Annotated in this window: 11 protein-coding genes and 1 riboswitch; of the genes, 6 read left to right on the forward strand and 5 right to left on the reverse strand. The window is 37.9% G+C overall.

The window, feature by feature from the left end; translation table 11 throughout:
- Positions 1–104: 104 nt before the first annotated feature.
- Positions 105–668, reverse strand: a complete 564-nt coding sequence (locus tag I6E72_RS17370; protein ID WP_024589489.1) for a hypothetical protein — start codon at positions 666–668, stop codon at positions 105–107.
- A gap of 96 nt (positions 669–764) precedes the next feature.
- Positions 765–853, reverse strand: a riboswitch (cyclic di-GMP riboswitch).
- Positions 854–941: 88 nt separating this feature from the next.
- Positions 942–1,598 carry a cytochrome b/b6 domain-containing protein gene (locus tag I6E72_RS17375; protein WP_007579804.1) on the reverse strand — a complete coding sequence of 219 codons (657 nt, stop codon included), beginning with the start codon at positions 1,596–1,598 and terminating at the stop codon, positions 942–944.
- A 107-nt stretch (positions 1,599–1,705) separates the two neighbouring features.
- Between I6E72_RS17375 and I6E72_RS17380 the strand changes: the two genes are divergently transcribed.
- The 3 genes from I6E72_RS17380 to I6E72_RS17390 all read left to right on the forward strand — a co-directional run bounded on the left by I6E72_RS17380 (position 1,706) and on the right by I6E72_RS17390 (position 3,276).
- Positions 1,706–2,410: an AzlC family ABC transporter permease gene (locus I6E72_RS17380; protein WP_024589490.1), complete on the forward strand. Its 705-nt coding sequence runs from the start codon at positions 1,706–1,708 to the stop codon at positions 2,408–2,410.
- A complete protein-coding gene (locus tag I6E72_RS17385; RefSeq protein ID WP_004335020.1) occupies positions 2,407–2,706 on the forward strand; it encodes an AzlD domain-containing protein in 300 nt (99 codons plus the stop codon). The genes I6E72_RS17380 and I6E72_RS17385 overlap by 4 nt, the downstream gene beginning before the upstream one ends.
- A 72-nt stretch (positions 2,707–2,778) precedes the next feature.
- Positions 2,779–3,276 carry a glutathione peroxidase gene (locus I6E72_RS17390; RefSeq protein WP_169044531.1) on the forward strand — a complete coding sequence of 166 codons (498 nt, stop codon included), beginning with the start codon at positions 2,779–2,781 and terminating at the stop codon, positions 3,274–3,276.
- Positions 3,277–3,394: 118 nt separating this feature from the next.
- Here the strand turns inward: I6E72_RS17390 and I6E72_RS17395 are convergent, their stop codons facing one another.
- Positions 3,395–3,580 (reverse strand): PA3496 family putative envelope integrity protein, encoded by a 186-nt coding sequence (locus I6E72_RS17395; RefSeq protein WP_007579801.1) that lies wholly within the window; start codon positions 3,578–3,580, stop codon positions 3,395–3,397.
- Positions 3,581–3,968: 388 nt separating this feature from the next.
- Here I6E72_RS17395 and I6E72_RS17400 point away from each other — a divergent pair, with 388 nt between their 5' ends.
- The gene (locus I6E72_RS17400) at positions 3,969–4,763 is read left to right on the forward strand and encodes a YggN family protein (RefSeq protein ID WP_197113382.1); all 795 of its coding nucleotides are present in this window, start codon (positions 3,969–3,971) and stop codon (positions 4,761–4,763) included.
- Positions 4,764–5,001: 238 nt separating this feature from the next.
- Here the strand turns inward: I6E72_RS17400 and I6E72_RS17405 are convergent, their stop codons facing one another.
- Entirely contained in the window at positions 5,002–6,444 is a 1,443-nt protein-coding gene (locus tag I6E72_RS17405; RefSeq protein WP_197113384.1) for an aminotransferase-like domain-containing protein, read from the reverse strand.
- Between the two features lie 102 nt (positions 6,445–6,546).
- Here I6E72_RS17405 and I6E72_RS17410 point away from each other — a divergent pair, with 102 nt between their 5' ends.
- Positions 6,547–7,476, forward strand: coding sequence for a DMT family transporter (locus I6E72_RS17410; protein ID WP_007579798.1), 930 nt, complete (start codon positions 6,547–6,549; stop codon positions 7,474–7,476).
- 37 nt (positions 7,477–7,513) lie between these two features.
- On the opposite strand, the gene I6E72_RS17415 is transcribed toward I6E72_RS17410, so the two are convergent.
- Entirely contained in the window at positions 7,514–8,383 is an 870-nt protein-coding gene (locus I6E72_RS17415; protein WP_197113396.1) for a diacylglycerol/lipid kinase family protein, read from the reverse strand.
- A gap of 326 nt (positions 8,384–8,709) precedes the next feature.
- Between I6E72_RS17415 and I6E72_RS17420 the strand changes: the two genes are divergently transcribed.
- Entirely contained in the window at positions 8,710–8,850 is a 141-nt protein-coding gene (locus I6E72_RS17420; protein ID WP_010554841.1) for a hypothetical protein, read from the forward strand.
- The last annotated feature ends 294 nt before the right edge of the window (positions 8,851–9,144 follow it).

Raw genomic sequence — 9,144 nt, forward strand, 5'->3', positions numbered from 1 at the left:
ATCATAAAAATAAAAAAGCCCATCCAATAGTTGGATGGGCTAAAACGGTAAACGCTTCATTACTAAAACCGCTATACCTTTGGGAAGATAATTCACTAACAGCCTTATATTTGCTGCCAAGCCATAGCCCAACTTTGTCCAATACCGGGCTCGAACATAAACTTTTTATCGTCACTCGCGCGGCAAAACTCATTAAATGGCCAAGGCCTACATTGATAAACATGCCCTGTTTTTGGCTGCAATACCTTTGTACCCGCATTATAGTTTTCACAATTTTCAGGGTACACGTAATCATAAGTATCAAGGTTATTAACAACACGCTCATCGCATTTTGCAATACAATGAAAATCGACATGCGCTTTACATATACCACTGCTTTGCAAAGCAAAAATTTCATTGTTTCTATAGGCTACAATTAAACCTTGTTCGGTCATTTTACCTGCGCTAACAAGGGGTACATGCACGTTAATATGCTCGGCAACTAAACGTGGCCATGCGTGAGGTTCACCTTGTTCAAGCGAGGTGATTTTGTAATCAAATGATAAACTAACTAGCTCTCCTTGCATGTCATAAAAGGTTACACTCACCACATCGCCAATAAACAATTGGGTATGATGATTTAAGCAACCTATTGTTGACCACTTTCCACAGGCCAACGACGTATGCATAAACACGGCAACACCTTAAGAGTTACAAAATCTTATCCATACACTATGGATACACAAAAAATACACTGAGGGCAAGTGATACATAACAACACGTTATGCAGTAGTCCCGCTACCATAGCTTTATAAAAAGCCTTAGACCGGAAACTTTGCGCCCTAATCTTTCGATTAGTTTGCCAGCAATGCGGCGATTATAATTCGGCCCCGCATAACAATCAAACAAAAGAATGTAACCAAAAATAAAAACCAGCCCTTTAAGATTGGTTTAATGTGTTTTTAACTAAATAAATAAGTTAAAGGTTCTTTTGCCCACGTAAATATCAGCAACACCAATAAAGATATAAATATTAGCCACGCAGGCCAAGACGCTTTTGTTACTTTAGCCTCAGAGTCATCCGCTTTTAACTCTTTTGAGCCTGTGATCATCGCCTTAACTAGCGGCTTACCTTTTATTCTATAAACAATAATAGCTAATACATGTAAACCAATAGCATAAAGTAAAATGTCAAAATTCAGCTCATGTAGCCAATTTGCAAAATCAATCGTATCGCTAGACACATATTGAGCAAGCGGGCCGTCAGTTAAAATGCCATCACTACTCATTAACCCGGTAATAAGCTGCGTAATTATAATTATAAAAAATACCATTACCATACAACTGCCAGGTGCTGAATGACCTAGCGAGTCGCTTGGTGTCTTTAGTGCCTTTAAAATAGCACGAGGAGAGTGCAGCAACCCACTTAATCTCGCAGTTTTACTTCCGATAATGCCCCATATTAAACGCGTTACGATGAGTGCTAAAGTAAAGAACCCAGCAACAAAATGAAGCTCAATCATGCCCTCTTCAATACTAAAATAAAGCACCGCAATACTTACAACCAAAAACCAATGAAAGCATCTAATAAACCCATCCCACACTTTTAACGTCGTCATTGCGCCTATCCTTAAAAAAACAGTATTATCTAATTCGTTAACTACTTTAACATCATAATATTAAGGTATCCTTATGAGCCATTCTACAAGCCGTGCGAGTAAATATCATGCAACCAGTTAAAAAAGCTATTTTAAAAGGCTTTTTAGATATGCTACCTCTGTGTTTAGCCGTTGTTCCTTGGGGTATTTTATGTGGTTCTTTAGCGATTCAAAATGGCTTTAGTGCACTAGAAACCCAAGCAATGTCGTTATTAGTCTTTGCAGGCTCTGCACAGCTTGTTGCAATTGAACTTATGGCGGGCAACACACCATTGCTCACAATTTTATTCACAACATTTATTATTAGCTCTCGGCACTTTTTATACGGTTTAGCTGTGCGTCATAAGGTAATTGACCAACCTATGCGTTGGCGCTTACCAGTAAGTTTTGTATTAACCGATGAGCTATTTGCATTTTCTCACCATAGAAAAGCGTACAGAACAAAAACACGTTTAATATACGCATTGAGCGCTGGTTTTAGCTTTTATATTGCATGGAATATTTGGACGTTAATTGGCATTGTAGCAGGCACAATGCTGCCCGACTTAACTAATTTAGGGCTCGACTTTGCCATTGCTGCCACGTTTATAGCTTTGGTTATTCCGGGCATTAAAAATCTGGCCTCACTCGTTACGGTAATTGTAGCAGGCATTAGCGCAACGCTTTTAAAAAGCACAGGATTTGAGTTATGGCTTGTTTGCTCAGCGCTGCTGGCAATGGCCGCAGGTTACAGCACAGCAAGACTAACCACTAAAAAGGAAGTAACGCCATGATGACGACTATTTTACTCATGGCGTGCATTACATTTTTTACGCGTTATTTATTTTTACACCGTGCTTTGCCGTTTAAAGTAGGCCCTAAAATGCAGCAATTTTTAAGCTTTAGCGCACCAGCAGTGCTTACAGCAATTTGGGTGCCTATCGTGTTTTTGAATGAAGATGGCATTAACTTAAACTGGCAAAACCCTTATTTAAGCGCAGCAATAGTCGCCATTATTGTTGCCTACAAAACACATAATATTTATTACACTACGCTTGCCGGTATGGGGCTATTTCTAATTTTAAATTAGTGCGATCTTTATACTTTATGAAATACTGCACTCAGGTTAAAATGCGGCTAACAACAATAAAAAGACGCCAATATGCACAAATTCCATCAATTAAGCGCAACAAGCTTGCAGGGTCAACCTATCAACTTTAATGATTTTGAAGGGAAGGTTGTGCTTATTGTTAATACCGCAAGTAAATGTGGATTTACCTACCAATACGAGTCGCTTCAAGCTTTGCATAATAAATATGCCAGCCAAGGTTTAGTTATTCTGGGATTTCCGTGCAATCAATTTGGTCAGCAAGAACCCGGCGACGCAACACAAATAGAGCAAGGGTGCTTAATTAATTTTGGTGTGAGTTTTTTAATAGCGGCCAAAGTAGATGTAAACGGTGAGCATGCACATCCTGTATTTCGTCACTTGAAATCGGCTTTACCTGGTTTTTTAACACGTAAAATAAAGTGGAATTTTACTAAATTTTTAATTGCCGCAGATGGTACACCAATTAAACGTTATGCACCTTTTATTAAACCCGAAAAGCTAGAACTTACAATTCAAAAAGCATTAGCACAGGCTAAAAGTACGCTTTAAAAAGTAATAAAGAGGCGCAAGGCCTCTTTATTACCAATACTATTGAAACTTAAACATACGCATAACTGCACATTTAAACTCTCAATATTAATTGGTATTTTATTTATACTAGTGAAATTTAATCGGTGTAATCGCTTAAATCGTCTTCGCCTAGATTTTTACGCAAGCGTTTTTGCTCAAGGTAGTCTTCCAACTTCTTTTTAACCTTTTGCTTGTTCTTATCGTGTTGATTACGTCCGAGCATTTCGTACTCGTCTTCAACAAAATCGTCATCTAGCGCATCGTAACTAAATGTCTTACCCACAACCCACTCCATAAAGTGTTTGAGACCAACCAAGGATTTTATTATCGCAATAGCCGGTAAAATTAAAAATGTTTAATGCCAAAGTGCAATGCAAATTAACATCAAAATAAAGCCACGCGACTACTGTAAATAGTCTTCATGTCAGTAATGTGAATAAATAGCGCTAAATTTGAATTGAGGAAAGTGAGAGTTTTTTATCGTATCGATAAATAAAATTTATTAATTTTCATTAGTTAGCCAATTTGACTAAAAAATAGTTATTTATTAATTATTTTGACTTGCTAAAAAATAAATAAAAACACTTAATCAATTGTTTTTTATGGAAAAATAAAACTGGCATCAAACTTGTTATTAATTAATCGTCATCAACAAAAAGTAGAGAACAAACATGAAAAAATTACTATTAGTTAGCGCATTAATTTGTACGCCAGCCGCTATGGCTCATAACGACAACGATTCTGCAATTTCATTTAGTAACGATGAATGTAACGTCGAATTTAAAAACGATGTACGTATTAAACCAAACGAATTAGAAATTTTTACTGCCAATAATAAAACTATGCAATTTAATGCCCATGGTGACTTAACCGTAAATGGCGAGCTTGTAGCGCTTAATAGCTCACAACGCGAAGCACTGAATAAGTACTCTGACAGCTTACGCACTCAATTACCTGAAGTAGCTAACATAGCGTTAGAGGGTGTTAAAATTGCCGGTGTGGCATTAGAAGAAGTAGGCAATGCATTTAATATTGACGGTCTTGATAATATGTCTGAGCTTATGGACGACATTAAAATTGAGGTAGAAAACACATTTTACCAGCAAGGTACATTTGTAATGGGCCAACAAAGTTTTAATCAATTTGGCGAAAACTTTGAACAACAATTTGAGCAGCAGATAGAAACAGCGGTTGAATCAGCAGTAATGCAATCAATGGGCAGTATTTTAGTGGCTTTAGGTTCTGAGTTACTTGGTTCAGGCGGCGATATGGATGCCTTTGAACAACGCATGGAAAATATGGGTGCACAAATAGAAGAAAAAGTAGAGCTACATGCAAGCGCACTTGAAGAGAGAGCTAACTCTTTATGTGAAAACTTTGCTGATATTGCAAAACAAGAAGAGCAATTAGTAATGCAAGTGCCAGAGCTTAAAGGTTACCAGTTATTTAGCTTTAAACAGAATTAGTACAGCAAACGTTATTTAACATCCCTTTGGCAGCACTTAAGTTTACTTAAATGCTGCTTTTTTGTGTTTCCCAAACTTATACCAACCTGCATAAATCTTTGATCAATTTAACGAATTAAATTGCACTATAACTTCGTTAAAAATTTTTTATTTAGAACAACTAGATACAAAAACTTTTGCCTAGTTCTAGCGTAATTTTCTTAACGTTAAATAGACCCCATATATAAGCAGATTGGTATTACTTTTTAGCTAATAAAGTGAGCTTACCCAGAGTAATAATTGCTTGCTCTATCTGCTCGCTCCACGGCACACCATAGCTTAACCTTACGCAGCTTTTATACTTATTAGAGGCTGAAAAAATAAGCCCAGGGGTAATACTAATACCAACCTCAAGAGCAAGTAAAAATAATTTTTGACTATCGTATTCGCCTCCTAAGTCTAGCCACATTACACAGCCTCCTTTTGGATCGCTTATACGTGTATTTTTTGGCATAGTTTGCTGTAAGCACCAGCGCATACGCTCTTTGTTATCGCGCAGGCGCTGCCTGAGTACTTTTAAGTTTCGATCGTATTCTCCGCTTACAATAAATTCTGATAACGCCCATTGGTTTATTAGTGAAGCCGAGCAGCTTAATGCCCTTTTGTATCGCCGCGCTTGTGTTGCAAATTTACCTGCAACTACCCAACCAACACGATAGCTAGGCGCTGCGGTTTTAGAAAAAGATGAGCAGCTAATTACCAACCCTTTTTTGGAATATGCTAGAGCAGGCGTACCTCGGTTTGCCGTAAAATATAAATCGCCGTATACGTCATCTTCAATAAGCACTACGTCGTGGCTTTCGAGTAACTCCACCAGCTGCTGCCTATTTGTATCTGGCATAAAGCTGCCTACAGGGTTGCTAATTGCTGTCGAGAATAAACACGCTTTTATGTCATGCTCATTCAAAGCGCGATCCAAATCGCTTAACCAAATGCCATTATCTGGGCACAGTGGTATTTCGAGCGCTTTAAGCCCTAAGCTTTCTATTAGCTCTATAATCCCGTGATAACAAGGTGTCTCAATAGCCACTACATCGCCAGGCTTTGTCACGCACTTAAGCGCAATAGCCATGGCCTCTTGCGCACCATTGGTGATAACAAGCTCGTCCATATCAATGCCAATACCAAAATCTAAATAGCGATGCACTAATTGCTTTTTCAGCGGTACAAACCCATCTGTTGGGCCATAGTTTATGGCTTTACTGCCCGCAATTGTCATTACGCGGCGCATGTTTCTGGCGAGTGCTTTATCGGTAGGTGCTGCGGCAATTGGGTTAGCGATACCAAAAGGGACTACGTTCGCTTGATGAATCGCGCTGTACACCTGCTCTATTAAGGCTTGTTTATTTACCACAACAGGTTCGCGACTTAATTTAACTCGCTTAGGTAAATTATGCGCCATGCTAACGACTTTTAAAAAATATCCTGATTTTTCACGCGCCTCTACTAACCCTTGATCTTCAAGTGACTGGTAAGCCTGTTTTACAGTGGGGATACTTATGCTTAAGTTATCTGCCATTTTACGCAGTGATGGAAGTTTTTCGCCGGGGAGTAAAACTTGTTGAGCGCTCATATCTCTAATCAACTGAATAACTTGCTGATATAAAAACTCATGCCCTTGGCTATTTTTTTGTCTTATCATCACACACCAAATCTGTATAGGTTACATTTTTACTTTTCTGTATATGGTAAGTATACAGATAGGTCTTAAAATAGCCATTCAACCGGGCTTTGGAGACTAACCATGAAAAGTGCAGCGCTATACATTACAACCGTTTTAATTTGGGGCTCAACTTGGTTAGCCATAGAGTTTCAGTTAGGTGATATTGCGGTAGAGTTATCGTTATTTTATCGCTTTGCTATTGCAGCGCTTTTAATGTGGTTATATGTAGCGTACAAAAAACCCGACATGCGATTTAAGTTACTGGATCATGGCTTTTTTGTTTTATTAGCCATTTGTAATTTTGGATTAAATTATTTAATGCTTTACTGGGCACAAAATCACCTTACCTCAGCCATGACCTCTATTGCCTTTTCAATGCTGCTGGTTATGAACATAGTCAATACTCGGTTATTTTTTGGTAAGCCAATCTCAAAACGAATTTATACAGGTGCTGTACTCGCTGTATTAGGTATTACGTGTCTGTTTTGGCCACAGTTACAGCAGTTCGACTTGAGTAATGGTGCATTGGTCGGGTTACTACTTGCCCTTGGTGGCACCTTTGTGGCTTCATTAGGAAATATGGTAAGCGTTCGTAATTCTCGTAAACAAATTGGTGTATTGCAAGGCAATGCATGGGGCATGTTATACAGCGCTATAGGCTTGGCTTTATATGTATTAATGAACGATGTGCAATTTAGTTTAAACGCTCCACCAAGTTACTGGCTATCACTACTTTATCTATCAATATTTGGCACTGTAATCGCTTTTGGTTGCTACTTTGCTCTACTTAGAAATATAGGCCCTGAAAAAGCCAGCTACGTTATTGTTTTATTCCCACTAGTGGCAGTAACACTGAGTAGCTTTTTTGAAGGCTTTGAATGGCACGCAAATACCTTTGCAGGATTTAGCCTAGTGCTATTAGGTAACGCCATTGTGCTTACCCCAACAAAACGAATTAACGCCTTTTTAGCTAATAGAGCAATGGCTAAAAGTGGCTCCGTCCCCAGTTAGACGCGTTATTAACGCAACTAACGTAAAAGCGCCTACCCTACTGTAGGCGCTTTTTTATTGGCATATGAAAAAGTAAAGCCTGCCCATGTACACTAATAACGGCAGGAGTTTTACCTACCAGTTCACCATCTGCTTCAATCAATAACCCTTCAGTTTTTATGGAAGCTGTATTTAAGCGACTGTAGTTAAGGTTTTTTATATGCTGATGGCGCTTAAAAAACAACTTCATAAAGCTTATTACGTTATAAAAAAGCCCACCCGATCGCATTTGATAACACTCAAGCAGCCCATCAGTTAAATCTGCTTTTGGCGCTATTTCTAGACCACCACCAAAGTACTTATGATTAGCAAATACGGTAATTAAATTTTTATACTGCCTAACATCGTTATTAAACGTACCTTGTAACTGCTGAGCTTGATAATAAAATAGCTCCTTAATGCTCGTCCAACTGTAATCAAAAGATGAAAAACTAGCTTTAGCATTAATCGCTTTAACTACATGAGCATCAAACCCTACCCCTGCAATATTAATAAAATAGCGGCTATTAATTTTTCCTACATCAATTGCTGTCGGTGTATTAAATAGTGCCTTTCGCCAATCATCTTCTTTGCAACTAAACCCTCTCGAGAAATCGTTACCTGTACCGCAAGGCAATAATGCTAACGTACAGCTACTCCCTATTAACGCATTAACCGCCAAGCTCAATGTACCGTCTCCGCCAAGTACAACTACTTTGGTAAATTTACTCAGTAGCAACCTTATTTGAGCGCAGTCATCGTTAAAGTTTCCCGTTGTAGTAAACATACAATAAGAAAAACTGCGTTTTTTACAAATGCTTTTAAGCCATATTAGTGATTTTTCACTCTGTTTTTTTGTACTTGGTTTAATAATTATTAGTAGTGACAAGCTTTTGTTTCCAACAATGTATTTAAGAACGAATAAAAAAGAGTTTAATTGAGTTTTTTTAATCTGAATAACTAGTCAAAAAGTTTGTTTGAAATGCATATAAATAAATAAAAAAACACAGAAACACCAGTATTGGCGAGAGTAAAGCCGATTTTATTTTAACTATTTATGCAAAAACCATAATAAAAAACACTGAACCGCACGTTAATAAAATCAATAAGGATTAGTTTAACTAATCCGTCAGGCTCAATTTTTATCGTTGTCTTTTTAATCAAACAACGTGCAAAATGCACGCGATTTCAACATATACAACCCGGAGCAAAATAATGAAACCAATTAACACATTAAATCAAACAGCAGCAGCTCAAGTAGCAGTTAAACCAACTAACCGTAAAGCAAGAATGTTAGCTAGACTTAACACTATTGGTAAAAGACTAGCACTTAGCGGCGCAGCTCAATATAAATAATCACCCAACCATGATTATTTTTCGGTGCAGCGAACACTCAACCACTAAATGAAGTCACTTATTTAGCTCCCCTTGTTTGCTGCAACCTATTTATTTTATTAAAAATTGCCTTAATTTCCCCTTATTTACAAAAAAAACCTCATTTACGTACGTTTTTTAGGCAAACAGTCATTTTGCTATTTACACAGCGGTATCACCTAAGTATTATTCTGCGTCACGGAGAGATGGCAGAGTGGTCGAATGCACCGGTCTTGAAAACCGGCATGGGTTTATAGCCCATCTAGGGTTCAAATC

This window comes from Pseudoalteromonas sp. NSLLW24 (assembly GCF_015864725.1).
Taxonomy (GTDB): domain Bacteria; phylum Pseudomonadota; class Gammaproteobacteria; order Enterobacterales; family Alteromonadaceae; genus Pseudoalteromonas; species Pseudoalteromonas arctica.

Bases quoted from the DNA above. Each gene is read 5' to 3' on its own strand.
- I6E72_RS17375 (WP_007579804.1), bottom strand. From the start codon at position 1,598: ATGACGACGTTAAAAGTGTGGGATGGGTTTATTAGATGCTTTCATTGG.
- I6E72_RS17405 (WP_197113384.1), bottom strand. From the start codon at position 6,444: ATGATAAGACAAAAAAATAGCCAAGGGCATGAGTTTTTATATCAGCAA.
- I6E72_RS17385 (WP_004335020.1), top strand. From the start codon at position 2,407: ATGATGACGACTATTTTACTCATGGCGTGCATTACATTTTTTACGCGT.
- I6E72_RS17390 (WP_169044531.1), top strand. From the start codon at position 2,779: ATGCACAAATTCCATCAATTAAGCGCAACAAGCTTGCAGGGTCAACCT.
- I6E72_RS17370 (WP_024589489.1), bottom strand. From the start codon at position 668: ATGCATACGTCGTTGGCCTGTGGAAAGTGGTCAACAATAGGTTGCTTA.
- I6E72_RS17410 (WP_007579798.1), top strand. From the start codon at position 6,547: ATGAAAAGTGCAGCGCTATACATTACAACCGTTTTAATTTGGGGCTCA.
- I6E72_RS17420 (WP_010554841.1), top strand. From the start codon at position 8,710: ATGAAACCAATTAACACATTAAATCAAACAGCAGCAGCTCAAGTAGCA.
- I6E72_RS17380 (WP_024589490.1), top strand. From the start codon at position 1,706: ATGCAACCAGTTAAAAAAGCTATTTTAAAAGGCTTTTTAGATATGCTA.
- I6E72_RS17400 (WP_197113382.1), top strand. From the start codon at position 3,969: ATGAAAAAATTACTATTAGTTAGCGCATTAATTTGTACGCCAGCCGCT.